Below are 17,214 nucleotides of genomic sequence, written 5' to 3'. Positions count from 1 at the left end.
TAATGGTGGCACTGGCTTCGGGGACAGGATTTGGCGCGTAATCTGGCATTGACCTGGCAGTTGACGGAAATCCATGGCTGGGGCCTGGTGGGTGTCCATACGGCCCTGTGCCTGGTCGACCGCAATCAGCCGCCGCTTTTGCTGGAAAAGCCGGCCTTCATCACCATGCGCCCGTCCACGCGGGAAAAGCTGGAACCGCTGATGGATGGCTACAACCAGATTTCGGCGCTTTCCGCCAAGCATGGCGGCAAGAAGCTTAAGCTGCATGACTGCACAGCCTTGCATGCCTTGGGCAACCATTTCGAACCCGGCCCTACGAGCAACCTTTATCAAGGCGAGGGCAATATCGGTGTCATCGCGTTCGAGGATACAAGCCTGGACAAGGCTACCCTGGAACGGGCAAGCCAATATGACCGGATCATCGTCCATTCCACCTATAACAGCGACCTGCTGGCCGAACGCGGGCTGCCCGATGTGCGCGTGACCTTCCAGGGCGTGGACCCGTCGGAAATGCCGCTGCTGCCGCGTACCGGCCTGTTCGGTGATCGATTTGTGGTGTTTTCCGGCGGCAAGATCGAATATCGCAAGGCGCAAGATGTTGTGCTGGCGGCGTTCCGCATCTTCCACGAACGCCATCCCGATGCTCTGCTGATCACCGCCTGGCACAATGCCTGGCCGCACACATCCGCCGACATCGCGGAATCGCCGCTCGCGGTGCGCGCGCCGCGCATCGATCCGGCCACCCACCGCCTGCGCATCACCGACTGGGCGGTGGACCATGGCGTGCCTTCCGACGCCTTTGTCGATCTCGGCTTTCTGACCCGCGCCCAGATCGCGCCCATCCTGGCCGAATGCCATGCCGCCCTGTTCCCCAACCGGTGTGAGGGGGCGACCAATCTGGTCGCAATGGAAGCCATGGCCTGTGGCGTTCCCGTCATCCTGTCGGACAATACCGGCCATCGCGACCTGATCCGGGAGGGGAATTGCCTGCCCTTGCGCCGGCAGACGCCCGTGCCCAACCCACGCGGCGCGCGCCAGGGCTGGTGTGAAAGCTCGGTGGACGAAGCGGTGGCCCATCTGGAAACGCTTTACGCGAACCGGCAGGAGGCGCGGGCCATCGGTGACCGGGGCAAGATCTTCATCCGCACCGAACGTACATGGCGGGATTTTGCGGAAAGCTTTATTGATGCGGCAGCTTGATCAGCAGGTATGACGCGATGACCGGCTTGACCATCATAACCGGCGGGGCCGGCTTCATCGGCTCCAACCTCGTCGCAGCCCTGGCCGCGCGCGGGGAAGAGGTGGTGGTCTGCGACCGGCTGGGGTCCGGCGACAAATGGCGCAATCTGGCAAAGCATCTGGTGACCGGATTCGTGGCGCCTGATCAACTGCCCTCGTTCCTGGCTGCACGGGCCGGGTCGGTGAAGGCCGTCCTGCATATGGGTGCGATCTCCGCCACCACGGAAACCGATGCCGACCTGATTGTTGAAACGAATATCGGCTTTTCCACCCTGCTCTGGGACTGGTGTGCCGCCCATGACGTGCCGCTGATCTATGCCTCCTCCGCCGCCACCTATGGCGATGGCAGCCAGGGCTTCTCCGACGACAATGATCCGGCGGCACTGGCGGCTTTGCGTCCGCTCAATGCCTATGGCTGGTCGAAGCTGGCCTTTGACCGTTTTGTGATCGATCAGGTGGGCCGGGGGCGGCAGCGCCCGCCGCAATGGGCCGGGCTGAAATTCTTCAATGTCTATGGCCCCAACGAATATCATAAGGGCGAGATGATGAGCGTGGTGGCCAAGAACTACGCCATTGCCGCCGACGGGGGCAGCGTGCGCCTGTTCAAGTCGCACCGCCCCGACTATGCCGATGGCGGACAATTACGGGACTTCGTCTATGTCCGCGATTGCGTGGATGTCGTCCTCTGGCTGCTGGACCATCTTGATATCAGCGGCATTTTCAATGTCGGCTCCGGTCAGGCACGATCCTTCGCCGACCTGATCACGGCTTTGTACCGTGCGGTGGACCGCGAACCGGCCATCGACTATGTCGACATGCCCGATCATCTGCGCGCCAAGTACCAGTATTTCACCAAAGGTAAGCTGGACCGGCTGCGCGCCGCCGGATACACAGCCCCTATGACGGGACTGGAGGATGGGGTGACAGACTATGTCCGCCACTTCCTGTCCCAGCCCGATCCCTACAGGTAACGCGATGGATGCCTATACCCACGCCGTCGCCCTTCACCGCGCCGGACAGGCGACGCAAGCGCTTGCCGCAGCCCGTCAGGCCTTGGAGGCAGCGCCCGACGATCCGCTTACCCATAATCTGCTGGGCGTCTGCTTGACCACGGGGCAGCTGTCGGCCGAAGGGATCGAGGTGCTGCGCGCCGCCATCGCCCGCTGGCCGGATCATGAGCAGCTGGTCAGCAATCTTGCCATCGCCCTGCTGAACGCGGGTGAGCAGAATGCGGCATGGCACCGACTGCGACATCTGGCCGTACTGAACCCTGCCAGCGCCATTGCCTTCGACCGACTGGGGTTGCTGTGCAACACCTGGCGGGGCGACCGGGAGGCAGCGACCCGCTTGACCGACCGCGCCGTGCGCCTGTCGCCACAGGATGAAGGCATCCGGATCGACCAGTCCCTGGCCTGGGCGCCTCATGACTTGAACCGCACCATCCGGGCGTTGGATGCCGCCGCCGTACTGAACCCACAGAACCCCTATCCCTATGTGCAGCGGGCCGGGGCCCTGCTGCGACAGGGACGGTTGCAGGCAGCCCTGCCCCCACTACGGCGTGCATTGAAACTCGACCCCACATATGACGACGCAATTAAGCATGTGATGCGGTGCCAGCGCTACCTTACCGCCAGCCAGGCGGCGGTGGCACAGGGGCCAGGACCCGGCGATGGTATCGTGCTGCGCGGCCCCTTCGCCACCGCGTCCGGCTACGCCCATATGGGCCGCCGCTATATCCAGACGCTGCGGCAGCAATCGGTGCCTTTGCAGGTCATAGGTGTTTTCGGACATGAAACCTGGAGTGAGGAGCCACTGGAGGCGCCGGTGAGTTCCAAGGTCGCCATCAACATCATGGTCCCGCTGGCCGTGGAACCAATCCCGGGCCTGTCGACCATCCTCTATTCCATGTTCGAAGGGCCGCGCATCTCCCCCACCTGGGCACGGCAAAGCCTAACGGCCGACATGGTGATCGTGCCCACTGAAAGCTCGTGGGTTGCCTGGGCAAGCCAGGGCTACCCGGAGGATCGTATCCGCGTCTGCCCCCTGGGCGTGGACGCGGAACCGGCGGTGGCGGACGCCCTACCGCTGGTGCTGGTGGATGGCGCCGGCCGGTCGGTGGCCAGCTACCGCCACCGTTTCCTGAATGTGTCGGACGCCATCCCGCGCAAGAACCTGGATGGGGTGCTGCGCGTCTGGCTGCGCGCCACGAACCGCGGCGACGATGCCGTCCTGATCCTGAAGCCCGGCAAGGGCGGGAACGAGGCGGCGCGCCGGCATTTGCAGACCATCGTGCGGCAGACGCAGGAACATGTGGGCCGCTCCTTCGCTGACGCCGCGCCCATCGTGCTGGTCGATCAGCCGTTAACGGAACTGGAGATGACGGGCCTTTTCCGCACTGCCAATTATTACTGGAGCCTGTCGCATGGTGAGGGCTGGGACCTGCCTTTGTCCAAGGCTGGGGCCATGGGCATGGGCCTGATTGCACCGGCCCACAGCTCCTACCTGGATTATCTGGATGACCGCTTTGCGCGGATGATCCCGTCCAGCACCGGCCCCGCCCATCTGCCCTATAGCGGGGAGCCCTGGGAACCGTTCTTCGGGCTGGACTGGTGGAACCCGGATGAGGATGCGGCGGCCGCCATCATCGCCGACATCATTGCCGGGCGAGACAGCGCCCTGCCCGATGCCAGCGCCCATCTGCTGAACAATTTCACCTGGGGCCAGGCGGCGCACAAACTGCGCGGCATCCTGGCCGACGCCGGCCTGCTGCGCCAGGGGGGAGCATCGTGACCGACTTGTTCGATACGGCCATGGCCCGGCATAAGGACGGCAAGCTGGCGGAGGCGGAAAGCCTTTACCGGCAGGTGCTGGCCACCAATCCCGATCACCCTTTTGCCAATAACAACTACGCCATCCTGCTGCGTGCGCAGCGGCGCTGGAACGAGGCTGTCGCCTATTATCAGCGGGCCCTGCGCGCCAATCCGGAGGATGCGCATGTCTTCAACAACCTGACCTGTGTCCTGTCCGACCTGGGGCAGGAGGCGAAGGCGGCCCGAGTCGCCATGATGGCCATAGCGTTGAAACCCGATTATGCGGAGGCCTGGTTCAATCTAGGCAATATCCTGCGCAACCTGGGGGGAAGCGACAAAGCCCGCCAGGCCTATCGCCGCGCGGTCCGTCTGCGCCCGGATATGGCGGAGGCCTGGTCGAACTTGGGGGATACATACAAATCCTCCTCCGAGCTGACACAGGCCATGGAGTGCTACCGCACCGCTCTGCGCCTGAACCCCGGCATGCCGGAACCCTATGTCAATCTGGGCGAGGTGCTGAAGGAGCAGGGCCGTGTCACGGATGCCATCACCCTGCTGCAACATGCGCTGGAACAGCACCCGGCCCTGCCGCTGCTGCATTCCAACCTGCTGTTCGCCCTGCATTACACGCCCCATGTCCCGCCGGAGGTGATTTTCCGTGCCCACCGGCATTGGGGCGAACGTCATGCGGCCCCCCTCACGGCGTCCAGCAGCAAAGCCTTCGGCAATGACCGTTCACCGGATCGCCGGCTGCGCATAGGCTATGTATCGCCGGATTTCTGCGGCCATGCCGTCTCCTGCTTTCTGGAACCGCTGTTGCGCGGGCATGACCGGAGCCAAGTGGAGATTTTCTGCTATCCCATCTCCCGGCGCAGCGATGCCGTCACCGCACGGTTCCAGGCCATCACCGGCCACTGGGTCCCCCTGACGGGCCTGACCGATGACGAGGCGGCGGAACGCATTCGCGCCCACAATATCGACATTCTGGTCGATGTCGCGGGCCATACCTGTGACTGCCGCCCACTGATCTTCGCGCGCAAGCCGGCTCCCATCCAGGTCTCCTGGCTGGGCTATCCCGACGGCAGCGGCATGACAGCCATGGATTACCGCCTGACCGACGCCATTGCCGATCCGCCGGGCGTGACCGATGGCTGGCATCTGGAAAAGCTGGTGCGGTTGGATGATGGCTTCCTCTGCTTCCGCCCGGCGCAGGAAAACGCACCCGCCGGCCCCCTGCCCGCCCGGCGCAACGGCCACATCACCTTCGGTTCATTCAACAACAACGCAAAGGTGACACCGGAAGTGGTGGCGCTTTGGTCAGCCCTTCTGCTGCGCGTGCCCGGCTCGCGCCTGATCCTGAAAAGCAAGCCCTTCGCCGATCCGGCCACGCTGGCCCGTTACCAGTCTTTGTTTACTGCCAATGGTGTCACACCTGACCGGGTGGACCTGCTGCCGCAGACCCCGGACCAGGGCGATCATCTGCGCGCCTATGACCGGCTGGATATCGCGCTGGACCCGTTCCCCTATAATGGCACCACGACCAGTTGCGAGGCGTTGTGGATGGGTGTGCCCGTGGTCAGCCTGCGCGGCACCCACCATGTCGCCCGGGTCACGGCCAGCCTGCTGCACCGTCTCGGCCATGACGATCTGGTCGCCGACAGCCCCGATGCCTATCTCGACATTGCCGCCGGGCTGGCGGGTGATCTGGACCGGCTGGAAAGTCTGCGTCAGACCTTGCGCCCCCGCATGCAGGCAAGCCCGCTTTGCGATGCCTACGGCTTTGCGGCGCAGGTGGAAGCGGCCTATCGGCAGATGTGGAAGGAATGGGTGTAGGGCCGGGACCCTGTAACTCCTCTTCAGTGCGGCTTTACGCCCGTCGACTGCTCAATGCTGTTCAAGGCCTCGGCCAGCCGGTGCGAGGCACTGCCCCGTTTGGCGGGCTGCTGCTGCACCGATGCATCGGGTGACCATCCGGCCAGGAAGATCACCTCGAACGTGGCCGGCACGGTGCCATCCGCCTCGCGGAACAGCTCCATATAGCGTTCGGCGGTGCGGACGATGACCTCCCGCCGGGTCGGCCGTTTCAGGCGTGACAGGGCGGCATTGGTCTCCCCCATGCCACGCAGGTCGCGCATCAAGCGGAACGGGTCAGGATAGTTGACGGTCAGCGTGTCCATATCCGCCACGGGCAGGGCAAAGCCGGCGCGTTGCAGCAGGCCCGCCGCATCGCGCAAGCCGGCCATGGGGCTTATCCGGGCCGACACGCCGCCCGTCACCTCCATCTCCGCCTCCATCAGCGACCGGCGCAACTCAAACAGGCTGTCGCCGCCCAGCATGGACGCGATGAACAGCCCGTCAGGACGCAGAACCTGCCGCGCCTGGATCATGGCGCCCGGCAGATCGTTGACCCAATGCAGCGACAGGTTGGAAATGACCATGTCAAACGAACCGGGCGCAAACGGCAGCGCCTCTTCATCCGCGGCCACAGCCGGGCTGCCTGTATTCATCCCGGCCAGCCGCGCCATGGCGGGGGACAGATCGGCATGCACCACCTGCGTGACGCCGTTGCGGCCCTTCAAGGCCGCCTCGACCTCGCCACCATGGCTGCCCAGGCTCAGGACGCGCGGGAACTCCCGGCGGATCATGTCCAGCCGTTCACCCAGCCGTTCCGCCACCTCTCGCAGCAGGAAATCATAGGCAGAAAGCCCCGGTGCCGCGCGGTCGCGCCGCTGGCGGATCAGGGGGCGGTCGAAAAGGAACATAGTATCGGCGTCGCTCATGCCCCTGCCATACTCCCGCTGGCGGTTACTGGCAACCCGTCCCGCTGCTGATCTTCGGCAGCGTCATGGCAACTTCATCGAAATATGACGGAGCGCTTCTTGACAGTTGGGACCTGGATGATTAGGTCATTAGCACTCACCGAGCGTGAGTGCTAACAACAGGCTCACGCCCAAACCCTTTTGCCTTTTCAGGGAGAGATCCTATGAAGTTCCGTCCGCTGCACGACCGCGTCGTGGTCAAGCGCGTTGAGTCCGAAAAGAAGACGGCCGGCGGCATCATCATCCCCGACACCGCGTCGGAAAAGCCCCAGGAGGGCGAGGTGGTCGCCGTGGGTTCCGGCACTCGTGACGAGTCCGGCAAGCTGGTGGCTCTCGACGTCAAGGCCGGCGACCGCGTCCTGTTCGGCAAGTGGTCTGGTACCGAAGTGAAGATCGACGGTGTCGAATACCTGATCATGAAGGAAAGCGACATCATGGGCGTTCTGAACGCCTGAGTCGGATCACTTTAGATCCCACTGACCCCATAGAATTCAAAGGATTAGAGCAATGGCTGCCAAGGAAGTTAAGTTCGGTTCCGACGCTCGCGCCAAGATGCTGCGCGGCGTGGACATTCTGGCTGACGCCGTGAAGGTGACCCTGGGTCCGAAGGGCCGCAACGTCGTGATCGAGAAGAGCTTCGGCGCTCCCCGCATCACCAAGGACGGTGTCTCGGTCGCCAAGGAAATCGAACTGTCCGACAAGTTCGAGAACATGGGCGCCCAGATGGTCAAGGAAGTGGCGCAGAAGACGGCCGATCTGGCCGGCGACGGCACCACCACCGCCACCGTGCTGGCCCAGGCCATCGTCCGTGAGGGCGCCAAGGCCATCGCCGCCGGCATGAACCCGATGGACGTGAAGCGCGGCGTCGATCTGGCCGTCGCCACCGTCGTGGCCGACATCCAGGCCCGTTCCCGCAAGGTCACCACCAACGACGAGATCGCCCAGGTCGGCACCATCTCCGCCAATGGTGAGGCCTTCATCGGCGCCAAGATCGCCGAGGCCATGGCCCGCGTCGGCAACGAAGGCGTGATCACGGTCGAAGAGTCCAAGAGCCTGGAAACCGAGCTGGATGTCGTCGAAGGCATGCAGTTCGATCGCGGCTACCTGTCGCCCTACTTCGTGACCAACGCCGACAAGATGATCGCCGACCTGGAGAACCCCTACATTCTCCTGTTCGAGAAGAAGTTGTCGGGCCTGCAGGCCATGCTGCCGGTTCTGGAAGCCGTCGTGCAGTCCTCGCGTCCGCTGGTCATCGTGGCCGAGGATGTGGAAGGCGAGGCCCTGGCCACGTTGGTGGTCAATAAGCTGCGCGGTGGCCTGAAGATCGCCGCCGTCAAGGCTCCGGGCTTCGGCGACCGCCGCAAGGCGATGCTGGAAGATATGGCCATCCTGACGGGCGGCCAGGTCATCAGCGAAGACCTTGGCATCAAGCTGGAAAACGTGACCCTGGACATGCTGGGCCGCGCCAAGAAGGTGACGATCTCCAAGGACAACACCACCATCGTTGATGGTGAAGGCTCCAAGGACGACATCCAGGCCCGCATCACCCAGATCAAGGCCCAGATCGAAGAGACCACCAGCGACTATGACCGTGAGAAGCTGCAGGAACGTCTGGCCAAGCTGGCCGGCGGTGTTGCGGTTCTGCGCGTCGGCGGCGCGACCGAGGTCGAGGTGAAGGAGCGCAAGGATCGCGTTGATGACGCGATGCATGCCACCCGCGCCGCGGTCGAGGAAGGCATCGTCGCCGGCGGCGGCGTAGCCCTGCTGTACGCCACCAAGGCCCTGGAAGCCCTGGCCACCAACGGCCCGGACCAGAAGTTCGGTGTGGACATCGTCCGCAAGGCCCTGCAGGCCCCTGTCCGTCAGATCGCCCAGAATGCCGGCTTCGACGGCTCGGTGATCGTCGGCAAGCTGCTGGAGCAGGCTGACACCAACCACGGCTTCAACGCCCAGACCGGCGAATATGGCGACATGTTCAAGTTCGGCGTCATCGACCCGACGAAGGTTGTACGCGCTGCCCTGCAGGACGCCGCTTCCATCGCTGGCCTGCTGATCACCACCGAAGCCATGATCGGCGAGAAGCCGGCCCCGAAGGCCGCTCCCGCCGGTGGTCCGGGTGGCATGGGCGGCATGGGCGACATGGACTTCTAAGTCCCAGTCGTTCAGCCGAACTGGCTTGAATGCGAAGACCCCCGGCAGAACAATCTGCCGGGGGTTTTTGTTCGTTTGGAGAGTAAGAAACGCCCTGTATCCCAGCCGCACGCCGCGTCAGGGCCGGGCAAACAAGGCCGCCTCGACCAGCTTTGCCATCGCTGCATACCCCGCCTCGCTGGGGTGCAGGCGGTCGCCGATATCATAGGCGGGCAGCAGGCGGCCCGGATTGGCGGGATCGCGCATACCCCGGTCGAAATCGACCAGCCCGTCAAAGCCGGCGGCGGGTGACCGCAGCCACTCATTGACCTTCTGGCGGATCACCTCGCCATCGGGCCGGTAATATTTCGCCCCCTCATAGGGCATGATGGTGCCGGCATGGATGCGCACACCGCGCGCCAGTGCCCGGTCACGCAGCTGTGACAGGCCCTGGATCACCTGCTCGGCCGTCACCTCCTCCCCCGGTTTGATGGAGCCATTGCCGATATCATTGATGCCGATCAGCAGCACGATATCGGTTACACCGGGCTGGCCCAGGGCGTCGCGATCGAACCGGGCCAGCATGCTGGCCCCGGCATTGGGGCGCAGCAGGCGATTGCCGGCAATGCCCTGATTCACGACGATGGTGAGCGCCACATCCCCGCCGCGCGCGGACAGCAGGGTCGACAGTTGGCGCGGATAGGTGCCGCGCGGGGCCTGATGCGTGACGTCACCTTCGGTGATGCTGTCGCCGATGGCGACAAGGACGGGGGACGCCTGTCCCAGGACCTCTACTGTGGCCAGGGGGCTGGCCGAGCGTTTCACCTCTGCCCCCGGCAGCGGGCCGGGCTGCCCCGTCTGATCACCGGGCGCGATCTCCACCTGCGGGCGGTGGCCGGCCACGATGGCGGGGCCAGGATAATGGATCGACAGTGCCAGGCGCTGGCCCTTCACGACGGGCAGGGACACCGGATCGCTCAACAGCGGGGCGCCGATGGCCAGGCTGGCCTGCGCATTGCCGCCAAAGGTGACGGCAACTGCCGGCCCCGCCGCCTCGCCCCTGGCGTCCAGGGGGATAAGACGGACAGGGCCGAAGCTCAACCCCTGCCCACCCAGCTCATTCGTGAAACGCAGACGTACGGCTTGGCCATCGGCATCCAGCACCAGGGTCTGGCGCACCGTCTGACGGTCATAAGTGGGGGTATCACCGGGGGGCAGCGGGGCCAGCACCCAGGCTGGTCGCCAGACCGATGCCTGCATTGCCGGTTGCTGCCCACCCGTGACACAGGCCGACAGGCCCATCAGCAAGGCCCCGGCCAACAGGGAACGACCCATCACACGCCACATCGCATCCTCCCATTTTTCGATATTGAAAATCATATAATGGGAGATACTTGCCCTGTTCCAGCCTAAATCACCTGCGTCAGAAGCGTCAGGATCTTTTCCTTGAAGGCGAAGAAGCCCTTGCCGGCATGGGGCCAGCACAGCGCGTCATAGGGTCGACGCAGGGACAGCAGCTTTACCCCCGCCCGGCCCAGTTCCAGCGACAGGCGGCCCAGCGCGGTCCGAACCGGACCCACCGGTGCCTCCGGCACCAGCACCTGCGTCAGGCCATGGGCACGGGTCCAAGCCAGCACATCACCCAGGCCAAGGCATGAACCAGACAGGCCCAGACGCCACCCCATCTCCGTCACACCATCGCCCAGCGCCGCCGCCGTCCAGTCCTGCACCATGGCCGACCGGCCATCATCAATGATCAGGCCGGCCAGGGCGCTGATATCGACGCCGATATCCAACCCCACCCCAGCCACATCATCACCATGCAGCAGCAGGCCCGTGGCTGCCCGCCGATCCGGGGCCGGTATGGGCGCGATGGGGGTGGCGGGCGGCGTTGACGCTTCCTCCAGCGCCACTGCCACCCCGCTCAATCCATCGGGATCAAACCGGCCATAGGTGTGGTCGCGGATATTGTCGCGGCGGGCCAGATAGGTTTTCCCCTTGGTGTGCAGCCCCGCCACCCAGCGCCAGGACAGGGTGTTGCTGGCCGGGTCCCCATCCAGCAGGTGGCGGAAGAAGAAATCGGCCCCCAGTTCCCAAGGCAGGCGCAGCGTGAAAATCCAGATGCTGGCGAACCACATGCGGGCATGGTTGTGCAGATAGCCGGTTTCCACCAGCTCCACGGCCCAATCATCAAAACCCTCAATACCCGATCGGCCTTCGCAGGCCCGGTCCACCCGGCGTGCCAGCGACCGGTCATGCGCCATGGCATTCATGGCCGTGTCCAGACCCTGGGCATAGCGGTCATAGATGCCGGGCCGCATTTCCAGCCAGCCCTTCCAGTAGGTGCGCCAGAACACTTCCGCGACAAACTTCTCCGCTGCCTCCGCCCCATGCGCGGCGATGGCCGCCTGCAGCAGTTCCTCTTCGGTCACCAGACGGTGACGGACATAGGGCGACAGTTCGGACACCGCATGGCGCTTGCCGGGACCGGGGTCGCTGTTGCGCCCAGCGGCATAGGTGCGGCCCATACGGGGGGTGAAACGGGACAGCCGGTCCAGACCGGCAGCGCGCGTTGGGGGGAAATTGATCATCTGCATGGGCCGGCGAGATAGATCGCGGCGGCCCGGCGGAAAGGGGGAGAGTGTAGCGTCAGAACCGACTCATATGCCCTTCAGATGCCTGCGTCGGCCACCGTCCCGGTCACCGCATCCATGCTGGTCATGATGCGGGCATAGGCTTCCCGCTCCACCTCGGTCAGGTAGGGGTGCCAGATGTCGAAGATCAGGACGACGCGCAGTTCATCACTGTCGTTCCAGGCTTCGTGTTCGATTGTGTCGTCGAACACCCAGGCCTGCCCAACCTTCCATTCGCGCGTCTCGTTCCCGACACGAAAGCCGCAGTTGGCGGGAACCACCAGCGGCAGATGCACCACCAGCCGCGTGTTGGCCACGCCATGGTGCGGCGGAATGCGGGTGCGCGGCTTCAGCAGGGAGAACATGGCAACGGGCGACCGCTGCGGCACACGCGGCTGCGGCATATCGGCCAGTACCGACATGGTAACGGGGCAGCGGTCGGCATTGGCCGGCACCGGCAACCCCTTTTCCAGCAGATGGAAGGCGCTCCACCGCGGGGAATGGTTCAGTGGCTTCCACTGATCGAGCGGCGCCCAGTCGGGATATTGTACATAAGGCACGGACCCGGACTGATCCGGGTCGGCCAGCAGGCCAGCCAGTTCCCGCTGAATATCCCGCGTCGCCCCTTCCAGCCGGTGCAGCCAGGGGAATTCCTCACGCTCGAAAAATTCGATGGAGGGCAGGCCCGGCAGGTGGAAATGCGTGGGTTTCTGGGTGTAGACCTTCCGCCGGCCCACCAGATGATCGATCATCTGGTCGATACGACGTGTCTCCGCCGATCCGCGCGGGCTGGACAGTTCAGCGACGGAGCCGCGCAGGCTGCCTTCCAGTTCGCGCAGATACGCCTCATGGATCTGCTGCGCGCGGGCCACGGCGCGGCGGGTCGGCTCGTCATAATGGCCGTGCGGGGAATACTGGGTCAGGGCGACGCCATAGGCCTGTGCCGCCTGGCGCTGCTGCCCCTGCGCCTCCAGGACGCTGGCCCGCATCAGCAGGGCCAGGAAATTGCGCGGATCAATGCGCAACGCGCTGTCCAGCGTGGCCAAGGCGCTTGCCAGATCACCACTGGCCCGGTGCGAGACAGCCAGGTTCAGCCAAAGCGAAATGTCACCGGGAAAGCGACGCAGGGCAGTTTCCAGCATCTCCCGCGCGTCGCGCATGCGGCCCGACGCCATCAGGCGCATCGCCGTCAGGCTTGTATCCTGGGCCGTCAGTTCCGCTACCGCCATCGGCTGTTCCCTCACACACGGCAAAACGCTCATGCCCTAGTCCCAACGGACTAGGCCATTTCGAATGATAGGGATGGTGCCAATTCTGTAAAGCACCACCCGCACCCCGTGCTTAACGAGTGATTAACAGTCTATAATTTGTAACGAAACATGTCAAACCATCCCCAAATCTGCATAAAAATCAGTCAGACATATGCATTTTCAGATGGTTAGGACAGAGGCGACCCGATCGAATGCAACAGAATCGGGGGGAAGGCCCAGCCGGAACAAACCAGGGCGGTCGGGAAATGCCCGGATCAGCAGCCCAGCACGCCCCATTCCAAGAAACAGATCCCGCCCTTCCGGTTCACGGAGCAAGGCATAGAGATCAGTGTGCCCCAGGATATCCATGCCTGTCTTTCGATATAGACTCAATGACCTATCCATGGCGTCCGCCAGCCGACGCCTTGTATCCGCTTGCCAACCCGCATCGGACAGGGCCGCCACCCCCACGGCTAGCGCCGGCCCGGCCACCGCCCAGGGTCCCAGCCGTGCCGCCATGGCACAAACCAGCGTTGGCGGGGCCAGAAGAAAACCCAGGCGCAGCCCCGCCAGCCCGAAGAACTTGCCGAAGGACCGGAGGATCAACAGGCCCGGTTGTCCCGCGAGCGGAGCCAGTGATAAATCGGGCCGCAGGTCACAGAACGCTTCATCCACCAGCATCCATCCCCCACGCCGCGCGATTTCCGACAGAAGCGGCCGCAGCCGGGCCGGATCATGGGTGCGCCCGTCGGGATTGTTCGGATTGACCAGCAGCAGCACGTCGGGCAGCGGCCCTACGGGGTGCGGCAGGTCAGCGATCATCCGCACCCGGTGCCCGGCCCGCCGCCAGGCGGGGCCATGTTCCCCATAGGTGGGGCCGACAATCGCCACGTCCGCCCCTGCCGGTCGCAGGAAAGGCAAGCCGCTGATCAGCACCTGCGACCCCGGCGCCGCCAGGATCGCGTCGGGATCGGTAACGCCATAGGCCGCCATGCAAGCGCGCGTCAGCGCCGCCTCACCCACCGCCGATGGCAGGCGGGTCCACAGCGCCGGCTCCAACGAGGGCAGCTTGTAGGGCCAGGGGTTGATGCCCGTGGACAGATCGATCCAGGGCCGGGGCGCATCGGGGAACAGGGCAGACATCACACCCAGGTCACCGCCATGGGGCTGCGCACACGCACCATCCATGCTATCACCTTGTTCCATCATGGAGATTTTTCCACCCCTGTTGATCTGTGCGCTGATTCTGGAGGCTCTGCTGGGCTATCCGGACGCCGTTTTCCGCGTCATCCGTCACCCGGTTGTCTGGATCGGGACCGTGATTGCCGCCCTGGACCGCATGCTGAACCGGGGGCCGGGCTGGCTGCGGCGGCTGGGCGGTGTGGTGACGGTGATCATCCTGGTGGGCGGGGCGGTCGGCACGGGGGCAGCGTTGCAGGTCTGGCTGCTGTCCCTGCCCCTTGGTTGGTTGCCCCTGGCGCTGCTGGCATCGACCCTGCTGGCCCAGCGCAGCCTGTATCGGTTCGTCAACGCGGTTTCGGTCGGGCTGAATGAAGGCGGCCTGGCTGGTGGTCGTGCCGCAGTGGCCCATATTGTGGGCCGCGACCCGGAAAGCCTGGATGACGCGGGGGTGGCGCGGGCCGCCATCGAAAGCCTGGCGGAGAATTTCTCCGACGGGGTGACGGCGCCCGCCTTCTGGCTGGCCGTTGGTGGCCTGCCCGGCATCCTGGCCTACAAGGCCATCAACACCGCCGACAGCATGATCGGCCACCGCACGCCCCGGCATGAGGCCTTCGGATCGGCCGCCGCCCGCGTGGATGATCTGGTGAACCTGCCGGCCTCCCGCCTGACCGCCCTGCTGCTGGCACTGGCGGCAGGGCGGCGCGCAGGGGCGGCCCTGCGCGCCGTGTGGCGGGATGCCGGCAAGCATCGCAGCCCCAATGCCGGCTGGCCGGAAGCCGCGATGGCCGGCGCCCTGGGTCTGCGGCTGGCCGGTCCCCGCCGCTATGCCGGGCAGGTGGTGGATGATCATTGGATGGGTGACGGAAGGCCGGCGACGGCGGCGGATATCGAGGCGGGATTGGGGCTGTACCGCCGGTCGCTGGCGCTGCTGTGGTTGCTTGCTGCGTTCTGGGCGCTGCAGGCGTAGGTCAGGTCGAGCCGGAGGCGAGCCCTGACAGCAAAGGATTGAAAGCCATACTATCAGGGCTCGGTTAACACCTCGACCTGACCTACAACATGCCATCGCCCCCTCACCCCGCGACCGCCAGCAGCCCGTCCAAATCCAGGTGCCGCTCCACCGCTGCCGCACATTCATCAAGCGCCGCATCGACCGCCGTTTCATAGGACAGGCCCGACGCCACACCAAACCCGGACAGGAAGCCAGCCCGAAATCCGTCGTTGGAAAACAGGCCATGCACATAGCACCCGGCAATGCGGCCATCGGGCGACATAGCCCCCTCCGCCCCAGACCCATCGATGCGCAACAGGGGGCGGTCGCGGCCCGGCCCCGTCGTCACGCCGACATGCATCTCATAGCCGGTAAACATCCCCTCCCCCGCCGCACCGATACCGGTGACCGGTTTCAGCACCTTGGACCCGGTCAGAACCGTATCGACATCCAGCCAGCCCAAGCCCGACACTTGACCCGCCGGCCCCTCAATCCCGCCGGGATCGGCGATGGTGCGGCCCAACATCTGATAGCCGCCGCAGATACCCAGCACGCGCCCGCCGCGCCTGATATGGGCGTGCATATCCACGTCCCAGCCCTGCGCGCAGAAGAAGGCCAGATCGGCGATAGTGGCCTTGCTGCCCGGCAGGATGATCAGATCGGCATCCAGCGGCAGGGGACGGCCCGGCGGCACCATGGTCACCGATACGGACGGTTCCAGCCGCAGCGGGTCAAAATCATCGAAATTGGCGATGCGCGACAGCATGGGCACGGCAATACGCAGCGCCCGGCCCGACCCCGCCCGCCAATGGTCCAGCACCACCGCATCTTCTGCCGGAAGGCGGGCAGCGGCGGGAAGGAAGGGCAGTACGCCGAAACTGGGCCAGTCGGTACGGCGCATGATCTCGATCAGGCCATCATCGAACAGCAGGACATCGCCCCGAAACTTGTTGATGATGAAGCCCTTGATGGCGGCGCGGTCGGCATGGTCCAGCACCGTATGCGTGCCCACGATGCTGGCGATCACCCCGCCCCGGTCGATGTCGCCAGCCAGGATGACGGGCACATCGGCGGCCAGCGCGAAGCCCATGTTGGCGATATCACGGGCCCGCAGGTTGGTTTCCGCCGGGCTGCCTGCCCCTTCCACCAGGATCAGGTCAGCCCCCTCCCCCAGCCGGCCGAAACTATCCAGCACGGCGGTCAGCAGCGTGCCCTTGCGCTGCTGATATTCCGACGCCTCGGCGGTGCCCAGCATGCGGCCCTGCACCACCACCTGCGCGCCGGTATCGCTCTGCGGCTTCAGCAGGACAGGGTTCATATGGACGGACGGGACGACACGGGCGGCGCGCGCCTGCAGCGCCTGTGCCCGCCCGATCTCCCCCCCATCCGCCGTGACGGCGGCATTGTTGGACATGTTCTGCGGCTTAAATGGCCGCACCGACAGGCCCCGGTTGGCAAAGGCGCGGGCCAGCGCTGCCACCAGCAGCGACTTGCCGACATCCGATCCGGTCCCCTGGATCATCAGGGCGCGGGGCCGCGTCGCCATCAGAATTCGATCCCGGCCTGGGCCTTGATCCCGGCATTGAACGGATGCTTCACGGATTGGAACTCCGTCACCAGATCGGCGGCATCCATCAGCAGCGGGTTGGCATTGCGGCCTGTGACCAGCACATGCAGGTCGGGACGGCGCGACACCAGGGTCGCCACCACCTCATCAATATCCAGATAGCCATAGCGCAGGGCGATATTCATCTCGTCCAGCACGATCAGGCGGTAAAGCTGATCCACCATCATGGCGCGGGCCTGATCCCAGGCGCGGCCGGCGGCCAGGATATCGCGCGCCTTGTCCTGGGTTTCCCAGGTGAAGCCCTCCCCCATCACATGATGGTCGATCAGGTCATCGAACCGTTCCAGCGCCACCTGCTCGCCCGTGGCCCAGGTGCCCTTGATGAACTGGATGAAGCCGACACGGAACCCATGGCCGGCAGCACGCATCATCAGGCCCAACGCCGCCGTGGACTTGCCCTTGCCGGGGCCGGTATGGACCATCAGCAGGCCCTTTTCATTCTGACGTTCACCGACCCGGCGATCCATCAGGGCCTTGCGCTTCTGCATCTTGGCCTTGTGGCGTTCGGCATCTTCCGGCGTAACAACGGCTTCCAT

General features: G+C 64.9%; 14 protein-coding genes. 7 read left to right on the top strand and 7 right to left on the bottom strand.

Annotation, left to right across the window (positions count from 1 at the left end):
• Positions 1-30 precede the first annotated feature (30 nt).
• The 4 genes from ACT6Q8_RS20800 to ACT6Q8_RS20785 are packed head-to-tail and all read left to right on the top strand — an operon-like array spanning position 31 to position 5,882.
• Positions 31-1,200, top strand: a complete 1,170-nt coding sequence (locus ACT6Q8_RS20800; protein ID WP_444734300.1) for a glycosyltransferase family 4 protein — start codon at positions 31-33, stop codon at positions 1,198-1,200.
• 26 nt (positions 1,201-1,226) lie between these two features.
• Positions 1,227-2,210: an ADP-glyceromanno-heptose 6-epimerase gene (gene rfaD, locus ACT6Q8_RS20795; protein WP_444734382.1), complete on the top strand. Its 984-nt coding sequence runs from the start codon at positions 1,227-1,229 to the stop codon at positions 2,208-2,210.
• A 4-nt stretch (positions 2,211-2,214) separates the two neighbouring features.
• Entirely contained in the window at positions 2,215-4,029 is a 1,815-nt protein-coding gene (locus ACT6Q8_RS20790) for a tetratricopeptide repeat protein (RefSeq protein WP_444734299.1), read from the top strand.
• Entirely contained in the window at positions 4,026-5,882 is a 1,857-nt protein-coding gene (locus tag ACT6Q8_RS20785; RefSeq protein WP_444734298.1) for an O-linked N-acetylglucosamine transferase, SPINDLY family protein, read from the top strand. Before ACT6Q8_RS20790 ends, ACT6Q8_RS20785 begins: the two co-directional genes overlap by 4 nt.
• A gap of 23 nt (positions 5,883-5,905) precedes the next feature.
• Here ACT6Q8_RS20785 and ACT6Q8_RS20780 read toward each other — a convergent pair whose 3' ends face one another.
• Positions 5,906-6,829 carry a methyltransferase domain-containing protein gene (locus tag ACT6Q8_RS20780; RefSeq protein ID WP_444734297.1) on the bottom strand — a complete coding sequence of 308 codons (924 nt, stop codon included), beginning with the start codon at positions 6,827-6,829 and terminating at the stop codon, positions 5,906-5,908.
• A 203-nt stretch (positions 6,830-7,032) separates the two neighbouring features.
• On the opposite strand from ACT6Q8_RS20780, the gene groES reads away from it, so the two are divergent.
• On the top strand, positions 7,033-7,323 hold the full coding sequence (gene groES / locus ACT6Q8_RS20775; protein WP_054170093.1) for a co-chaperone GroES: 291 nt from the start codon (positions 7,033-7,035) through the stop codon (positions 7,321-7,323).
• 52 nt (positions 7,324-7,375) lie between these two features.
• The gene (groL, locus tag ACT6Q8_RS20770; RefSeq protein ID WP_054170094.1) at positions 7,376-9,019 is read left to right on the top strand and encodes a chaperonin GroEL; all 1,644 of its coding nucleotides are present in this window, start codon (positions 7,376-7,378) and stop codon (positions 9,017-9,019) included.
• A gap of 117 nt (positions 9,020-9,136) precedes the next feature.
• On the opposite strand, the gene ACT6Q8_RS20765 is transcribed toward groL, so the two are convergent.
• The 4 genes from ACT6Q8_RS20765 to ACT6Q8_RS20750 form a co-directional block, all read right to left on the bottom strand.
• A complete protein-coding gene (locus ACT6Q8_RS20765; RefSeq protein ID WP_444734296.1) occupies positions 9,137-10,345 on the bottom strand; it encodes a GDSL-type esterase/lipase family protein in 1,209 nt (402 codons plus the stop codon).
• Positions 10,346-10,407: 62 nt separating this feature from the next.
• Positions 10,408-11,589, bottom strand: a complete 1,182-nt coding sequence (locus tag ACT6Q8_RS20760) for an FAD-binding domain-containing protein (protein WP_444734295.1) — start codon at positions 11,587-11,589, stop codon at positions 10,408-10,410.
• Positions 11,590-11,669: 80 nt separating this feature from the next.
• Positions 11,670-12,893: an aspartyl/asparaginyl beta-hydroxylase domain-containing protein gene (locus ACT6Q8_RS20755; RefSeq protein WP_444734294.1), complete on the bottom strand. Its 1,224-nt coding sequence runs from the start codon at positions 12,891-12,893 to the stop codon at positions 11,670-11,672.
• Between the two features lie 168 nt (positions 12,894-13,061).
• The gene (locus tag ACT6Q8_RS20750) at positions 13,062-14,090 is read right to left on the bottom strand and encodes a threonine-phosphate decarboxylase (RefSeq protein WP_444734293.1); all 1,029 of its coding nucleotides are present in this window, start codon (positions 14,088-14,090) and stop codon (positions 13,062-13,064) included.
• Here ACT6Q8_RS20750 and cbiB point away from each other — a divergent pair.
• Positions 14,089-15,030: an adenosylcobinamide-phosphate synthase CbiB gene (gene cbiB / locus ACT6Q8_RS20745; protein WP_444734292.1), complete on the top strand. Its 942-nt coding sequence runs from the start codon at positions 14,089-14,091 to the stop codon at positions 15,028-15,030. The genes ACT6Q8_RS20750 and cbiB overlap by 2 nt on opposite strands.
• A gap of 103 nt (positions 15,031-15,133) precedes the next feature.
• On the opposite strand, the gene ACT6Q8_RS20740 is transcribed toward cbiB, so the two are convergent.
• Entirely contained in the window at positions 15,134-16,597 is a 1,464-nt protein-coding gene (locus tag ACT6Q8_RS20740) for a cobyric acid synthase (protein ID WP_444734291.1), read from the bottom strand.
• A complete protein-coding gene (gene cobO / locus ACT6Q8_RS20735) occupies positions 16,597-17,214 on the bottom strand; it encodes a cob(I)yrinic acid a,c-diamide adenosyltransferase (protein ID WP_444734290.1) in 618 nt (205 codons plus the stop codon). Before cobO ends, ACT6Q8_RS20740 begins: the two co-directional genes overlap by 1 nt.

This window comes from Niveispirillum sp., assembly GCF_052437035.1.
Classification (GTDB): domain Bacteria; phylum Pseudomonadota; class Alphaproteobacteria; order Azospirillales; family Azospirillaceae; genus Niveispirillum.
This window is presented reverse-complemented; position numbering and strand designations above follow the sequence as displayed.